At 51.1% G+C, this 16,080-nt stretch carries 15 protein-coding genes; 10 read left to right on the top strand and 5 right to left on the bottom strand.

Annotation, left to right across the window (positions count from 1 at the left end; translation table 11 throughout):
• Nucleotides 1-194: 194 nt before the first annotated feature.
• Both kynU and ACOQPU_RS06090 read left to right on the top strand, forming a co-directional pair.
• Nucleotides 195-1,457, top strand: a complete 1,263-nt coding sequence (kynU, locus tag ACOQPU_RS06095) for a kynureninase (protein WP_420644235.1) — start codon at nt 195-197, stop codon at nt 1,455-1,457.
• Between the two features lie 209 nt (nt 1,458-1,666).
• Nucleotides 1,667-1,915, top strand: a complete 249-nt coding sequence (locus tag ACOQPU_RS06090) for a zinc ribbon domain-containing protein (protein ID WP_420644234.1) — start codon at nt 1,667-1,669, stop codon at nt 1,913-1,915.
• Between the two features lie 182 nt (nt 1,916-2,097).
• Here ACOQPU_RS06090 and ACOQPU_RS06085 read toward each other — a convergent pair whose 3' ends face one another.
• Complete coding sequence (locus ACOQPU_RS06085) at nt 2,098-2,481, bottom strand: hypothetical protein (RefSeq protein WP_420644233.1); 384 nt, start codon at nt 2,479-2,481, stop codon at nt 2,098-2,100.
• Nucleotides 2,482-2,624: 143 nt separating this feature from the next.
• On the bottom strand, nt 2,625-3,494 hold the full coding sequence (locus ACOQPU_RS06080; protein ID WP_420644232.1) for a hypothetical protein: 870 nt from the start codon (nt 3,492-3,494) through the stop codon (nt 2,625-2,627).
• Between the two features lie 429 nt (nt 3,495-3,923).
• Between ACOQPU_RS06080 and ACOQPU_RS06075 the strand changes: the two genes are divergently transcribed.
• The 3 genes from ACOQPU_RS06075 to ACOQPU_RS06065 all read left to right on the top strand — a co-directional run bounded on the left by ACOQPU_RS06075 (nt 3,924) and on the right by ACOQPU_RS06065 (nt 7,455).
• On the top strand, nt 3,924-5,282 hold the full coding sequence (locus ACOQPU_RS06075) for a DHHA2 domain-containing protein (RefSeq protein ID WP_420644231.1): 1,359 nt from the start codon (nt 3,924-3,926) through the stop codon (nt 5,280-5,282).
• Between the two features lie 8 nt (nt 5,283-5,290).
• On the top strand, nt 5,291-6,274 hold the full coding sequence (locus ACOQPU_RS06070; RefSeq protein WP_420644230.1) for a helix-turn-helix transcriptional regulator: 984 nt from the start codon (nt 5,291-5,293) through the stop codon (nt 6,272-6,274).
• Nucleotides 6,275-6,405: 131 nt separating this feature from the next.
• Entirely contained in the window at nt 6,406-7,455 is a 1,050-nt protein-coding gene (locus tag ACOQPU_RS06065; protein WP_420644229.1) for a beta-propeller fold lactonase family protein, read from the top strand.
• Nucleotides 7,456-7,532: 77 nt separating this feature from the next.
• On the opposite strand, the gene ACOQPU_RS06060 is transcribed toward ACOQPU_RS06065, so the two are convergent.
• Nucleotides 7,533-7,841, bottom strand: a complete 309-nt coding sequence (locus ACOQPU_RS06060; protein ID WP_420644228.1) for a DUF2834 domain-containing protein — start codon at nt 7,839-7,841, stop codon at nt 7,533-7,535.
• A 210-nt stretch (nt 7,842-8,051) separates the two neighbouring features.
• Between ACOQPU_RS06060 and ACOQPU_RS06055 the strand changes: the two genes are divergently transcribed.
• On the top strand, nt 8,052-9,323 hold the full coding sequence (locus ACOQPU_RS06055) for a hypothetical protein (RefSeq protein WP_420644227.1): 1,272 nt from the start codon (nt 8,052-8,054) through the stop codon (nt 9,321-9,323).
• On the opposite strand, the gene ACOQPU_RS06050 is transcribed toward ACOQPU_RS06055, so the two are convergent.
• Together ACOQPU_RS06050 and ACOQPU_RS06045 are read right to left on the bottom strand one after the other, a co-directional pair.
• On the bottom strand, nt 9,320-12,259 hold the full coding sequence (locus ACOQPU_RS06050) for an AfsR/SARP family transcriptional regulator (RefSeq protein ID WP_420644226.1): 2,940 nt from the start codon (nt 12,257-12,259) through the stop codon (nt 9,320-9,322). The two genes, ACOQPU_RS06055 and ACOQPU_RS06050, sit on opposite strands and share 4 nt — an antisense overlap.
• Nucleotides 12,260-12,580: 321 nt before the next feature.
• Nucleotides 12,581-13,495, bottom strand: a complete 915-nt coding sequence (locus tag ACOQPU_RS06045; protein ID WP_420644225.1) for a metallophosphoesterase family protein — start codon at nt 13,493-13,495, stop codon at nt 12,581-12,583.
• Between the two features lie 157 nt (nt 13,496-13,652).
• Between ACOQPU_RS06045 and ACOQPU_RS06040 the strand changes: the two genes are divergently transcribed.
• The 4 genes from ACOQPU_RS06040 (at nt 13,653) to ACOQPU_RS06025 (ending at nt 16,070) form a co-directional block, all read left to right on the top strand.
• On the top strand, nt 13,653-13,790 hold the full coding sequence (locus ACOQPU_RS06040) for a hypothetical protein (protein ID WP_420644224.1): 138 nt from the start codon (nt 13,653-13,655) through the stop codon (nt 13,788-13,790).
• Between the two features lie 105 nt (nt 13,791-13,895).
• On the top strand, nt 13,896-14,408 hold the full coding sequence (locus ACOQPU_RS06035) for a DinB family protein (protein ID WP_420644223.1): 513 nt from the start codon (nt 13,896-13,898) through the stop codon (nt 14,406-14,408).
• A gap of 12 nt (nt 14,409-14,420) precedes the next feature.
• Nucleotides 14,421-14,921, top strand: coding sequence for a DUF4240 domain-containing protein (locus ACOQPU_RS06030; RefSeq protein ID WP_420644222.1), 501 nt, complete (start codon nt 14,421-14,423; stop codon nt 14,919-14,921).
• A 27-nt stretch (nt 14,922-14,948) separates the two neighbouring features.
• A complete protein-coding gene (locus tag ACOQPU_RS06025; protein ID WP_420644221.1) occupies nt 14,949-16,070 on the top strand; it encodes a DNA alkylation repair protein in 1,122 nt (373 codons plus the stop codon).
• The last annotated feature ends 10 nt before the right edge of the window (nt 16,071-16,080 follow it).

Below are 16,080 nucleotides of genomic sequence, written 5' to 3'. Positions count from 1 at the left end.
ATCTCTAAAACATCTGTGTCCTCTACGGCAAATTAACAAAATGAGGGGTAAGTATGGCGGAAAACGGCCGTTTTGGGTACTGGTCAATCGGGCAGGAAAGACCCGGCAGGTTAGGCAGCTATGTTCGTTAGCTGTACCATCTTGGGCTAAGATTGCTTACCAAAACATGATATTGATATATTGAAGGAACTCCAATGCCGATTACCGACTTTGCTTACGCACAACAGCTAGATGCCCAAGACCCACTTGCTCATTTTCGCGATCAATTTGTCATCGACGACCCGGATTTAATTTACCTGGATGGTAATTCGTTGGGACGACTGCTCAAAAGTAGCAAAAGTGCAGCAGTTGATCTGGTGGAACGGCAATGGGGGCAGCAGCTCATTCGGGGCTGGAATGAAGGCTGGATGGATTTACAGGCCCAGATTGGTGGCAAAATTGGCCAGCTCATCGGCGCAGATGCAGATGAGGTGATAGTGGCTGATTCAACATCAATTAACCTATTCAAGCTGGCTCTGGCGGCTGTGAATTACAACAACGGCCGTTCCAAAATCATCACTGACGACCTTAACTTTCCCTCGGACCTGTACATTTTGCACGGAGTAACGCGGCTGGCGAGACGGCCGTTGCAGCTACAAATCATCCCCTCAGACGGCATTCACGGCCCTGTAGAAGCGTTAGCCGCTGCCATTGACGACGACACCGCCCTGGTTGCCCTCAGCCACACAGTTTTTAAGAGCAGCTACACGTATGACATAGCAGCCATCACCCAGCTCGCACACAACGCCGGGGCAATGATGTTATGGGACATGAGCCACTCCGTCGGCTCCGTGCCCGCCAATTTGCAAGCCGCCAATGTGCCGCTGGCCGTCGGCTGCACCTATAAATATCTCAACGGCGGCCCCGGCTCGCCCGCCTTTTTGTACATCCAGCGGGAATGGCAAAGTAAACTGGGCAATCCCATCACGGGCTGGATGGGACATGAGCAAATTTTTGAGTTTGCGCTGGATTATCAACGCGATGCGGGATTGCGCCACTTCCTCACCGGTACGCCACCCATTCTGTCAACGGCATTGATTGAGCCGGGTGTGGATTTGCTACTGGAGGCTGGCATGGATAACTTACGAGAGAAATCGGTGCGGCAAACTAACTACCTGATTGCCCTGTGGCGTGAATGGCTGGCTCCGCTTGGTTTTCGGCTCAACTCGCCCGCAGAGGCGGCACAGCGGGGATCGCACGTCTCGCTGGGGCACAATGACGGCTGGCGCAATAGCCAGGCACTCATCAACGACATGCACGTCATTCCAGACTTCCGCAAACCAGACAACATTCGGCTGGGTATAGCCCCCATTTACACTAGCTTTACCGACATTTACGAAGCAATGCTTCGACTGCGGCACGTCGTGGAAAATAAGCTGTACGAGCGTTATGGTCTGGTAGAAAACGTGGTTACCTAAGCGAGCATATTAAAAAAATGAGATGCCCCATGAGCAGGTGCTCAAAGGGCATCTCTCGGGGGGGAGCCGAGTACAGTGTAACAAATTCCAAAGCGAAAGCAACAATGTGAATTTTGTTACAGACCCGACTAGCAAATCTACAACATTTTTGTCAATCCGACGTAAAGGTCTTCAAGATTTAGCGTAATAATTTGCAAACGGAGTGTGTGATGAGCAAAGCAAATGTAGAAAAATTATTGGCCGACGAGTTTGTGTGTAGCCATTGTAAAAGCAGCGGTGCCCACGTGGAAAAATTGTCGATGGCGGGAACGGGTATTTCACGGTTTCTGGAAATTCAACCCTATCGGTACGCCTTTGTTTCATGCCACCACTGCGGCTTTACAGAAGTATTCAACCTGAAAATATTGGAAGGCAAGGATGATTTAGGGACATTTTTGGACATTCTGTTTGCCAACTAACCCAACTATTTCGGCCTGATCAAATAGAGGACACCGGCCGGTGTCCTCTTTCATTTTGGGATGCGGTAACGATTAGTGCCCATTCGCAGAATAATGGCTGTTCCACAGCTTGGAATTGGCGAATAGGCTTAAAGTAGCCGTTCTTCGGTTCTGAAACCGTCAGGTTAATTGCAAACGGCTACTTAGATGGAGTAATTAACGGCCGTATCCTCTTCAGGCCCGTTGTTTAACCGGTGGTAAGCAATTGCACCCTGAACACCCCGGAAGAAGAAATATGCAAAAACGGCCGCAATCGGGATACCCAGGAAAACCCCATACACAATCCAGAAATAAATCTTGCTAACTACATAGTAGACAAAAAGCAGGACCGTGCTGGCGCGATGCTTCTTGTAAACACCATAGGTCAAAGCCAGCATCAATACAATGTCTACCCAGTTCCACCAATCTACCTGCGCCAACGATCCACCGCTGGCATATACAAACGTCAGCATAACGGTTACCAAAATGGAAACCAACGACATTTTCCAGGCAATTCGCATGGCTGTTTTTGCTTGTTCCAGATTCATGGGCGCGCCTCCTTGTACTACTTTCACATGATAATTCGTCAGGCCTCAAGTATGGTCGGCCTCTTTATTTGTCGTAGTGACAAATTTCATAACGAAAACGTGCTGATTGTCATAAATTGTGGAGTAAGTTGGGTAACAATTCTTTACTGAACTGAATCTGGCGTGAACTTTTCCCAGTCGCTGCGTTCAGGCAGCAAATGCCAGATATTGTTGTCCAGTGCCTTCAGATAAATATGGTTGTATTTGAAGTAAGAGGTGCGCTGTACGGCCGTATCGCCGCCAACCTCTGGTGCCAAAGCCCAGCCAAGCCGCTCTCGTACCAAAGGCTGCCCACGCCACACCAGCCCAAAGCCCCGCTGCGGTTGGTAAAAACCGGGTGGCGGCACAATAGAAGGATCATCCACCGGATCGCCCTCCTGCCACGCATCTTCATAGGCATTCCAACCATCTGTGTAATCGGTATCATCAAACAATACATAAATGCGATCCTCTTCGCCAATCCAGATCATCATTCCGTGCTCAAACTGCTGCTCTGCTGAGGCAGAGTGCAGCACGGCATCCTGCGCACAAATCGTTGGTTCTGGCGTGAAGAACCAGGCAAACGGGCAGGTCAAGGGCACGGTGAGGGAAGCTGATGCGTACGGAAAATCATCGTTGCCGGCATAAAGCATAAAGGATTCACTATTTCGACTGCTGCTGCTAATTGTGTATGTCATACTCCCCGTCGGTTCTACTGACCAAAAGGTGCTCAACACCCCGCCAAACAGATGGTACAAGGTTACGGCCGTCGCATTGCTAGTATCCCAACTAAGGGTAATCGTATCCCCAGGGTTGGCAATGGGAACGTTTGCGGTAAAGCTAAGAATTTGTGACGGCTGCACTGGTTTGACAACCAACGGTAAATACAACAAACTGTCTTCTAGAGGCACGGCCGTTTCTGCCCATACGACACTGCTAAGAACGGCCGTTGCCAGAATAAATGTGGCCAGTAAAATACCAATACGCCTGAACATGAATTGCCTCCTGCACCACCCGCCGCTGCCCACACTGCGACAAGGCGACATCAAAGCACACAACGCCTATAATTCATCATAATCCAAATTTTAGCTGGACAATAGTGATAAATATCAACTCACAGTACACATTCCGTCTATAAACAGAATACGAAAGAGAATTTGACAGGAACCATCCCTATAATCCCGCTGGTTAACTGATTGGCATTTGGCTTTCCAGAATTGACCTGCCAATCACAAACCATCGACCTTCACAGCCTACCACCCACATTCCCAAAGATGAATTCCACCAACAAACAGTAAGGGTTCGTTCACAGATAACTTTTGTTTCAGAAAACGAACCCCAAGGCTTGACCATTTACCGAAACTCAAAAGTTAAAAACGGTCAAGCCCTAAGCAGGATTTACAGATAATCTTGAAGAGAGAAATATGATGGCCAAGAAAACAAGCGGAACTTATGTCATTGGGCATATTAATCCCGACACCGATTCAATTGCAGCCGCTATGGGGTATGCCTGGCTGCTGCGAAACCAAACCGGCGAAGAGATTGTTGCCGCCAGAGCAGGGCACTTAAACCCACAAACCGCCTGGGTATTAGAAAGGCTCAAATTAGAGCCACCCGTGTTGCTGCCCGATGCTTCTCCCCGGTTTGAAAACGTAGCGTACCGCTTTAATACCACAACGCCAGACCGCCCTTTGCGGGATGTGTGGGCCATTGCCAACCGCACTGGCGGCATCGCGCCCGTCGTTAATGAGGATGGCACACCCTATGGACTGGTGACGGTATTAAGCCTGTTCCGCTTCTTGAAAGAGTCTGTAGGGGCGCATCCCCGGCGAGAAGAGATGCGTATTGCCGAAATTATGGAACGGCCGTGTTCCGAAGCGTGCGATACCAGCGTGCCTAGATTTGTGGCCAGCAATCGCATCCGAGACGTGCTGTCTCGCATTTTGCATGAAGAACGCTCAGAATTTTGGGTGGTAGACGAAGAGGGTCATTACCAGGGAATTTGCCGCCAGCGAGATGCGCTGAACCCACCACGGTATCGCCTCATTTTGGTAGACCACAATGAGATCGGACAGGCCCTTGGCGCGCTGGATGAAGCCGATCTCATCGAAGTGTTAGACCATCATCGGCTGGATAATGCCCCGACCCGCACCCCCATTCGCTTTACCATTGACGTTGTGGGCAGCACCTGCACCCTGGTTAGTGAACGCATTAACGAAGCCGGCCTGAGTGCGCCCCCAGCATTGGCCGGGCTGCTGCTGGCAGGCATCATGTCAGATACACTCATCCTCAATTCGCCCACCACAACCGACCGGGACCACGAAGCGGCCGAACGGCTGCTGCGCTGGGCGAAAGTGGGCAACTCACCTCTGGCTGGCGAAACGGTGCAATCGTTTGGCGATCAGGTGCTACAAGCTGGTGCAGGGTTGGCTTCGCGCACGCCAGATGAAATTGTAAACGCCGACTTTAAGCAGTATGAAGCAGCCGGTCTGAAGTTTGGTATCTCACAGGTAGAGGTCACCAATCGAAGCCAGCTTAGTGAATATATGGATGCCTTAGGCAACGCGCTCAAAGAACAACGAGAGAAGAACAACCTAGACTTTGCCATGCTGATGGTGACAGATGTGGTGCGGCGCGGCAGCCGCTTGCTGATCACAAATGACGTACCGGCATTGGAGGGCTTGCCGTATCCGCGGCGGGAAGACGGCTCGCTGAACGCCAATGGCGTTGTGTCACGTAAGATGCAGCTATTGCCAACAATTTTAGGTGCGCTGGAAGGATAAACTCTTAAATGCGAGCAGATCGCCTCATTTCTTTACTGATGTTGTTGCAAACAAACGGCCGTATGACCGCTGATGATCTCGCAGAACGATTAGAGGTTTCGCCGCGCACTATTTACCGTGATTTGGATGCGTTGAGCAGTGCCGGTGTGCCAGTGTATGCGGAGCGCGGCCCCAACGGCGGCTGTATGCTAATGGAAAGCTACCGCACCAACCTCACGGGACTCAATGCCAACGAGGTACAGGCATTGTTCATGTTCACCGTGCCGGGGCTGCTAGCCGATTTAGGCGCAGACAAGGCATCGGAGGCGGCGATGCTCAAGCTCATGGCGTCACTGCCGGCACCTTTCCAGCAAGATGCCTCCTTTGTGCAAGAGAGGCTCCATTTGGACCCTGCCGCCTGGTTCCAAACGGAAGAAGAGGTACCTTTTTTACCGCAGGTGCAAACGGCCGTATGGCAAAATAAGCGTCTGCGGCTGAACTATCGGCGGGGGGATGGCCAATGGGTGAAGCGGCTGCTTGATCCGTATGGGCTGGTGGCCAAAGCTAGCATCTGGTACGTCGTGGGCGGCATCCACACCAGCCAAATTCAAGTGTATCGCGTTTCGCGCATCATGGAAGCAGAGTTAACGGGCAAGGGCTTCCAGCGGCCAGACGGATTTGATTTGGCCAGCTTTTGGCAAACGTGGCGGGATCGGTTTGAGGCGCAGCAAAACAGCCTCACGGTGGAACTTCGCGTGCCGCCCACCAGTGGCCCACTGCTGGCACTCGTCTTTGGGGAAGGCATTGTGCAGGCTCTGCAAACGGCCCCTGCGGACGCCAACGGCCACGCGCTCCTCTCGCTCACTTTTGATTCGCTGGAAGGGGCCTGTCGGCAGCTATTGGGGTTAGGAACGGCCGTTGAGATCATCGCCCCCCAAACGTTACGTGCTCAGATGCTGGCACGTGCTCAACAAGTTACCCAGCAATACCAATCGGCCACACCCTCCCCGTAAGAATCCATCAATAGTTCCATAAGGTTTTTGTAATAATCTTTGCCTACAGTTTTTCCACTCGAAAATCGTGTGAACGGCTCTGAAAATTTGGAAGAAACGGCCGTTTACATTATCCCAGAAGGAGAAACTACATGAAAATCAAAAAGCATCTTATTGTTTTAATGCTCCTTTTCCTCTCGCTGTTGACAGCCTCATTAGCCGCCGCACAGAGCCAAGCAGCCAGCCAAAACAGAGGAAAAATAGTGGTTGCCAATCGCGCCTCCGGCTCTATCTCAGTCATCAGTACAGCAACCGATGAACTGCTTGGCACCTACGCCTTGCCCGCTGGCGAAAATAGCCCCGAACCCATGTATGTCGTGTTTACCCGTGCAGGCAACCGGGTTTTTGTTGGCGACCGCGCCAATAATCAAGTTGTTGTGTTCCGGGCGCGAGATTTTAGCGTGGAAACGACCATTCCCGCAGGTGCAGGCGTATTCCACATGTGGGCAGACGGCCGAGGCACTCAGATTTGGGTCAGTAACGACATCAATAACACCATCACCGTCATCAATCCACGCACGCTCACGGTGGAAGCTACCGTTCCGCTGCCTGCCGATTTGGTAGCAATGGGTGGCAAGCCCCACGATGTCATTCTGGATGCAGAGGGAAACAACGCCTATGTAACCATGCTCGGTTTTGCAGGTGACAACGATTATGTGGTTCATTATGATACAAACAGCTTCGCTGAACTGAATCGGGCACCCGTTGGCAAAGACCCCCATCTCTCTTTAACTTTCCACAACGAATTCCTCTACGTGCCTGCTCAAAACAGTGACTTGGTATCTGTGTTTAATCGGCAGACACTGGGGCTGATTGATGAAATTGATGCACCAGGCGCACATGGTGCCGGGATGCCGTTGAGTGGTCAGGTGCTTTACACTACCAATCTGCCCGGTGGCGGCTCTGATGGCCTCATTGCTATCGATCTACGGACCAACACAGTTTTGGGAACAACGGACACGCCTTATGGTGTGCCGCACAATATTGCCCTTACTCCCGCTGGGGACAAACTGTACGTTACGCACTCTGGCGGCACGTCGGACAAGGTTACCGTTTACGACATTGGTTACGACAATTTACCAACGTACGCAGGCGAGGTAACGGTGGAATTTAATCCGTTTGGTTTGAGCTACGTGCCATAAACATACCTTTACGCTTTTGAAAGACGGCCGTTTCCCAATTATCTATTTTGGCGAAACGGCCGTCTTTATCCTCACCCTCACGCCTCGCGCAAATATAAGTACAGGGGGAGTGCCAAAGACAATCCAACCGTAAAACTGGCTGGGAAAATGAGCCACCAGCGGGACACACCATTCTTTTGTGCATCTACAGTCGCCCAAACCAAAAACACCACAATTGAAATCAGCACATCAGCCGAAAAACCACCCGCTGCCCCATTGACAAACAAACTTTGTACAAATAATGGAATGTTCAACCCTTCCTGAGCAAAAAATTGCCCAAACAGCAACCAGGGCAGCACCGTTCCCACAACGGCCATCACTAAATAAAATAGTCGCAATCCTCTCATTTGATATTTTCCTTTCTGTTTGTAAATTGGAGATTTGCCTCCAATGAAACCACAAAAGCATTCTTGTGCAATTAGCTAAAGAAAAGGTTTGTGGCACCGCAAATCGGAGCAAAACGCCTTTGATTTACGTTTCATTTGCGATTGACCGGTACTCTGGTACTAGAAACGTACCTAAATGAGCAACAAACTGTACCGGGAAGGAGAAATCACATGAAACCACATTGGCAAAAGCGTATGAAGGCGTTGGATGTACAACTTACCGCCACCGCAACAGAGCTGTCCACCGTCACAAATCCAATTAACAACTGCCTGCTGGCACTAACAAAAAGTTTGCAGACATTTGGCAACGACCAATTTTCATTTTTTGAAGATGGGTTTACCAGAGGCCAGCTATTGCCAGCCATGGTGCTGCCCCCTGAACATATTTTGCGTTCTACTTTAGACCAGATCGCCTTTGATCTAACGGTGATTCGCCGCATTTTCCAACAGCGACAGCAAAAAGTGTTGCAAGCCACGTTAGCCAAAGCAGATAATCTGGCACAGGCGGCTCTGAATGTGGCCATTAAAACCGACTTGCTGCCGCAAACGGCCGTTCTCACCTATCTCAACAAATCGCCCAACATTCGCATCCTGCCCTATGCGCCCGTTGCCCTCATCGGGCTACCATACACCGCTACTGAGCTAAATCTGGATTACCTGGCAATCCCCCATGAGGTAGGGCATTATGTGTACCATCACGCGCCGGGACTGGCCGCACGGTTGCACAAGCTAATTCCGCTATATCCGGACTGGATGAACCATTGGCTGGAAGAGATTTTTGCAGATGTGTTTGCAGCCATTGTGGCCGGGCCAATCTCGGGGGCCAGCCTTCAAGCCATTTTGCAGGACAACCGACAAGAAAAATTCGTCGCAGATGATGGCGAGCACCCGCCAGATGCAATACGGCCGTATGGCACCATCAAAATATTGCGAGCCTTAAAATTCCCCAAAGCGGCGGACGCTCTGGATGAAGCGTGGCAAGCTGTACTCGGCCAGCGTCATCAACCGACACGCGCCAATTATCCCAACTGCGCCAACACGCCAGACCTAGCTAAAGCCCAAACGATGCTGGAAGAAACGGCCGTTGCCATCTTGGGCTATCTGCAAAAGGAATATAAAGTCAAGCAACCAGCTCCCTGGTCTAAAGATGGTGATAACCTGGAAAAAATGGAGAAAGCGTTTGGTAAATGGCTCGACCAGCTTTTACCCGTGGACCATTATTTGCTACGGTTAGATGGGGACAATGTTGGGGTGGTCACCAATGGCGGCAATCCTACCAACAGCCGTCAGCTTGGCCACACGCAAACGTGGCGAGATTGGTTTAAAGAGGCGGCGCGCCGCAACCCAGATCAACCAATTCCGGCCCAGGCGTGGCGGCCTATCTTCACGGCAGGCCATTGGCCAGTGAAGGGGCCAGAGGGCAATTCTGATGGTGGGGTTTAACCTGGTTGGTCAGCTTGCAGACGGTCGTTAATCTTCTGGATGAGGGTCTCATTTCCTATTTTTTTGGCCAGGGCTAACGCATCTTGCCAATGGTGAACGGCCGTCTGCAACACCCCCAACTCCTTGTTAAAATCACCCCGATGAATTAAGCAATATGTCACATGAAGGGTATCTTTTAATCGGGAAAATTCACGCTGACATTCCTCTGCCAGCAGCATCGCCTCTTGAAACTTGCCTTCGCTGCGCTTGATGAGGCATTGCAAAAAGCGAACATCATTCATCGAGCGTCGATCTCCCATTCTTTCCAGCGCGGCAAAACTTTCCGCTGCCGCCTGGCTGGCCGCCTCCAACTGCCCCAACCTACGGTAAGCCGTGGCCATCCCCTTTTGTGCCAGTGCTATTTCACCCAAATCCTCCAGCTTGTAGGCTAGGGCCAACGCTTCTCCGGCGTAAGAATAAGCAACGTCATATTGATTCAGGCCAATCATGATGAAAACCAACAAGCGCAGCGTGCGGCAACGCCCTAACTCATCGCCAACTGCTTTTTGCCTGGCCAATGCTGCCTCCGCCTCTTGTTTTGCCTTCTCTTCATTTAGTTGGCGATGCCACAGGCGAGCAAAACGGTATTTGGTAGCTGCAATGCCTGAGTCGTCATTCTGTTCCCGTCGCAAAGCCAGCACGCGGTTCAAACGACGCTCGGCCGCCTCTGGCAAGGTTTGATCAATATCCAGGCGGGCTAGCTCAAATTCTGCATCGGCAATGCCGATGCCATCTTCCAATTCATCATACAGATCAAGGGCTTTTTGCAACCAGTTGCGCGCTTCGGTCTGATCGCCTTGCTCCAGGCAGGCTTGTCCCCACCACAGCCAGTTACGCGCCAGCAGCGTATCTTCTTCCAACCGACCGGCCGCCTGGAATGCCAGTTCAAAAGCGTGACGCGCCTCATCAAAGCGGCCTCGCTTGAACCAAGCCTCTTTAAGAGCAGCCGTAAAGCGCAGCACGTCCTCCCACTGTTGGTTTTTCTCAGCAAAGTGAACGGCCGTATCCAAATTGCCCCAATCCCGCTGAAGCAGTTTGTAGTTAGCGGCGTTCCTTTCAGCAAAATTGGCAAAATAGCGACTGTATCGCTTTTGTACATCCTCAACATCGGTTAATTTTTCTAGCCCAAAACTGGCTAACAAATTGTGCTGCCGATACTGTCGCTGACCTTCGTCTTGCAGTAAAGAAAATTGCACCAGCATTTGAAGCTGATCCTCGAATTGGTACTGTTTCTCACGAGAATCGAGCATTTGCTCAGCCAGGGCAGCTATCGCTTCCAGCGAAAAGGTACGGCCGTTAAACAAGCTCATCAAGGTAAAGAGGCAACGCTGCCGTTCATCCAGGTGCGCCCAGCTCAACGTTATCGTTTCTTGCAGCCGAGCATCCCCCTCGCCAAGATTGTGCGGTGCCAACCGCTGTTTCAGCAATTCGGCAAAATCGGCCAGTGAACGATAAGGGCGGTAGGCTAAATAGCTGCCCGCAATGTTGATAGCCAATGGCAAATTACCAACCAGGTGGCAAATTTCGTCTACGGCATCCGGCTCATTGATGGCGCGATCGTCTTGAATGTGATGCAGCAGCAGCCGACGGCCGTTTGCCAACGCAAATTGGGACAATGCCAGCGGCTGGGCGTTAATGCTACGCACAACCTGCTCGGTCCGGCTGGTTATCAACACGGCACAATCGCCACTCTCAGGCAGCAACCTCCGTATTTTGGCACCGGAACGCACATCATCAAAAATGAGTAGAGCCTTTTTTTCTGCCAAAATCTGGCGCAGCCAGGTCAACCGCTCGTCCCCAGACCGCTGCAAACTTAAATCATATCCGTACTCAGCCGCCCACTGCGTGGCAATCTCTTCGGGCTGCGATTCGACCATATTTGCCCACAGCACCCCATCGGGAAAGTGTGCGCGGAGCCTGTGCGCCAAAAAGAGAGCCAGCGTCGTTTTGCCCACCCCGCCCATGCCTACCAGCCCCCAACAAGGGCGTTTATCGCGAACCAATGCACGTTCTAACTGCATGATTGGCTCACGACGGCCGACAAAAAACGGCCGTTGCCCTGAGGCCAAAAAGGGTGGTTCATCCTCGCGGTCTGCCACATCCAGTGGTGGCAGGGTGACAATCTCTAATTCGGCCGTTGTTTTGTGCTGCCGAATCTCTAGCAAAAGCTCTTCAGTCTCTGGGGAGGGTTCTGCGTCCACATGAATTTTCAGTGCTTCGCGACAGTACTCGTACTGTTTGATGGCGTCCGCTTTTTGACCCGTGTGGGCCAACAGCCACATCAAATACCGGTGTGCAGGCTCCTTCCAGGGCATCAAAGTCAAGGCACGCTGAGCATATTGAATGCCAACCCCATAATCCACCTTCTCAAGCATCGAAGCCTGAATGATTGTATCAAAGGCATTCCAAGCATTTTGCTCTAGCTGCTGACGCAACCGCAAAATTTCCTCGTCAAAAACGGTTACGCTCGGCAGGGAAAATCCGGCCAAAAATTCACCGTTGTAAAAAGAAACGGCTTGCTTTAGTGCGGCAATATTTGGCTCAGGTTGCCGACGACTGTTGGCAATTAAAGATTGAAACGCATGAACGTCAAACCAGTAAGGGGATTGTTGATCAAAGCTGAGATAATTTCTGGAAATATGGAGGAATTGTTCTAAACCGGCTAATTTCAACTTGTTGAGGGCAACACGTAAGCTGGCCAAAGCCACCTGTGAATCAGGCCAAAACAAGGTAGCTAACGTATCGCGCTGGTGCCGACGGTTATTCAACACGAGATAGCCGAGCAAAGCTCTGGGTTTGTCTGGCAGCTCGTTTGTAATGATTTCTTGGTTCTGGCCGTCTCCCCAAGACAATTCGAAACCGCCCAGCATACTGATTCGCAACTCTTTTTGGCTCATCCAGGCCTTTTCTCACTAAGACACACTAATGACACAGTGGCAATTTACGGTATATTAACGGTTTCCAACTATGCTAAAGGCAGTCTTCCCCTCGGTTAACCCTGCCTAGTGCAACTGAAGGGATTATAAATGAGTGGTTGGAAGACGCAATAATTTGCAAGCCAAGTTTGCTCTTTGTTGGCAGAGTCATTGCTAAGAAGCAACATCCAAGCGCACCAGGAGAAAATAGTTTTAACGATGGTGATGGCTTATTGCACACAAGGCAAACGGGACTGGGATTCACAAAAAGCCAGGAGGGGCTTGCAGAGGAAACGGCCGTTGCTATGAACGGTCGTTTTCTTTTTGGGCATCCTGAAAAATTTCTGCTAAAGACCAGCCGGGGGTGCCAAGATACGGCCGTAAATCCTCATCTTGCAGCACAGTTCGCACGCTTTCTTCCATGCTAATCTCGCCAGCCAGCACCGCCTCCTGGTGGCGGCTGGCCCAGCGGTACACTAAACCGCCTGCCCGACGCAGCTCTACCAACATTAGCTGGGCTAGCGGCCCCGCCTCAGCCAAAAAGCCAGACGTTTCATAATCTTGCTCGACGCGGGCAAAATTGTAGGGCAGCCGCACCAGTTTAGCCTTCCATCCCTTACCAAGTTGCCAGGTGAAACGGCCGTAACACAGTGCTCGATTGCCATCAAACGAGGCACCTACTGAACCAACATTAACCACCGTCGTCTCGTCAATTTGGCGGATGAGCGGCCGATGGGTGTGCCCCGTGACAAACAGCGCCGACGCAGGGGCAATTTGCTCACGCAGCTCCTTGTCGGTTGTTTGTGAATAAATGCCATCTCGATTGTCACGCATGGAGCCATGCACCACGCGCAGTTCTGTGCCATCCGGTGCAAATACGACGTGCTGGTCAGGTAAATTGGCAATGATCGGCACATAATCAACCACCTGTTCATAAGCCCAATGGGCAAATTGGCTTACCTGGTAGCGTGCGTCGGACTCTGCGCCGTTGGCGGCGCATTCCAGCACGTAATCTTCGTGATTCCCTTTCACAATATGCCAACGATCACTCACCTGCTTGGACAAAACCCATTCCAAACTTTCTCGTGAAAGCGGCCCTCGATTGACAATATCGCCGTTGACGATCACTTGATCCGGCTGCCATTTTTCAATATCGGCCGTTGCTGTTTCCAGGGCGGGCATGTTGCCATGAATATCTGAAATAACTGCTATCTTCACAAAAAATCCTGTTTACTCACAAAAAGGGTAAGTCTAGCGCGAACGGCAATTTTACCCAAACCCACTTGGTCACATAACATCAATCTTGTCCTTGTTACTGAAGAGCACATTATGTATTTGCACCACTTTTTTTACCTGCACATATAGACAAACATCTATGAAACGGCCAACATCTACACAGGAATTTAATCAGTTTGGGCAAGGGATGCTGCCAGGGTATTTGGGCATTGAAATTGCATTGGCGACTCCAGATAAGGTCATTTGCCACTTACCTGTGCGAATTAAACAGCTATAGTCTCAAAGCAACTTTCCAGGTAAAATCAGAACATTCGTTCAGGTGTTACCGGGTCGGCAATCTCGTACTTAAACCGTTTCCAGATTGCCTATTATGGAGGTAGAAATGGATTTTGCGGCATGTCAGGAACAGCTCCAGCAAAACGGTGAACTCATCCGGCAGATTGTCGCCGACGTTGGCGAAGAACAGGCAAAAATCAAACCGTCCCCTGATGATTGGTCTGTATTGGAAGTGGTGAACCACTTGTATGACGAGGAGCGCGAAGATTTTCGGCAGCGGTTTGATTACCTGCTGCACCGGCCCGGCGAAGAATGGCCCCCCATCGATCCGGCAGGTTGGGTCACATCCCGCAGCTACAACGAGCGCGAGTTGGCCAGTTCGTTGCAAAATTTTCTAGATGAGCGACAAAAGTCATTGGCCTGGCTGGCTTCGCTGGAAAATCCTGATCTGGAGCAATTTGATACCCATCCCGTTGCGGGCAAGTTCCACGCGGGGGATATGCTGGCCGCCTGGGTGGCGCACGACCTGTTGCATCTGCGCCAGTTGATTGAGCTGAAATATTTTTTAGTGGGCGAATTGGTACGGCCGTATTCACCCCGCTATGCTGGAGAATGGTAAAGGTGATAGTTAATGAATCATATAACTTTCTGGCAGATCATCGAGGAAGCACTTAAAAATGTAAGCACGGTTTATGATGTTGCACCTGTCATAACTAAGAAGCTCCAAAAGCTACCCGCTGGTGAAATTGTTTCTTTTATGCAACACCAAAACGACTTAATGAGTGAATCTTATCGCCACGATTTATGGGCGGTTGCTTACATTATCAATCGTGGCTGCTCAGATGATTGTTTTGAATATTTCCGAGGGTGGCTGATGGCAAATGGCCAAGAACGATGGGAAGCCGCTATGAAAGCTCCTGAGTCTATTGGGGAGTGGGTCAACCCAAAAGAATTCGTTTACGAATATGAGGACATGCTCTATGTCGCGGCGAACGCTTTCAAGGCTAAAACAGAGCAAGAATTTCCCTATGACAAGATAAGTATCAATTACCCTCAAAGACCTCTTGGTAAGTCATGGACGGAAGAAGAACTAGAGAAGTTGTACCCAGACCTAAACACAATGTTTACCTAACTTGAGTGACTAAAACCGGGTATTGTCATGAGTGAAAACGAAAACAAACTGTTCAAAGATTATTTTGACGTTGATTTGGCGCGGCAAATGGCAAACCAGATTACGGCCGTTCACCCCCAGTTCCCCGCCGCTGATTTTGTCAACCAGGTTGCCCCCCAGCTGGACGGCCTGGAGATGAAGGCCCGCACCGTCGTCTTTGTTCAGGCATTGCGCGACCATTTGCCTGCTGGGTTTGCCAACGCCTGGGCGGTGCTGGAAGCGGCATTGGGCGCAGAACTTACTGACGAGGGCGGCATGTTTAATGACGGCTGGCACTACTGGCCGATTGCCCACTTTATTGAGGTGTACGGCCTGGAAGATTTTGACGTAGGCGTGCGCGCCATGTACGAGATTACCAAAAGACACACGGCCGAATTTGCCATACGGCCGTTTCTCATTCAGCATCAAGACAAAATGCTCACCATCCTCAATAAGTGGGTAGAAGATGAAAACCCCCACGTGCGCCGCCTGGTGAGCGAAGGCACGCGCCCCCGACTGCCCTGGGCCGGCCGCTTAACCCAATTTATTGAAGACCCCAGCCCTACCCTGGCACTTCTGGAAAAGCTCAAAGACGATCCCTCCGAATACGTCCGTCGCTCGGTGAGCAACCACCTCAACGACATCGCCAAAGACCATCCCCAACTGGTAATAGAAACCTGCCGCCGCTGGTGGCAAGATGGCCCGGACGAACGCCACTGGGTTGTGCAGCGTGCTTTGCGCACTTTGGTAAAAGATGGCGATCCCGACGCCCTGGCAGTGCTGGGCTACGGCCCGCCCCAGGTTACTCTGATTGATTTCAGCGTTGCCCCCAACACGCTGCATCTGGGCGACGCGCTCCAGCTAAACTTTACGCTGCACAGCACGGCCGCTTCCGAGCAAAATCTGGCAATTGATTTTGTCATTCATTTTGTGAAGGCAAATGGACAGACCAGTGGCAAAGTGTTTAAGCTGAAAACGGCCGTCCTGCCCCCCAACCAATCCCTCTCCGTCGAAAAAAGTCATCCCATCCGCCCTATCACCACCCGTAAGTATTATCCCGGCAGCCATCGCGTCGAAATTCAGGTCAACGGCCAAATCATCGGCGAACGCAGCTTTGAGTTGGTTGTATAAAAAGAATGGA

It is taken from the genome of Candidatus Leptofilum sp., from assembly GCF_965223285.1.
Lineage (GTDB): Bacteria > Chloroflexota > Anaerolineae > Promineifilales > Promineifilaceae > Leptofilum.
Note: the sequence above shows the minus strand (reverse complement) of the source record. Positions and strands in the feature narration are given on the sequence as shown.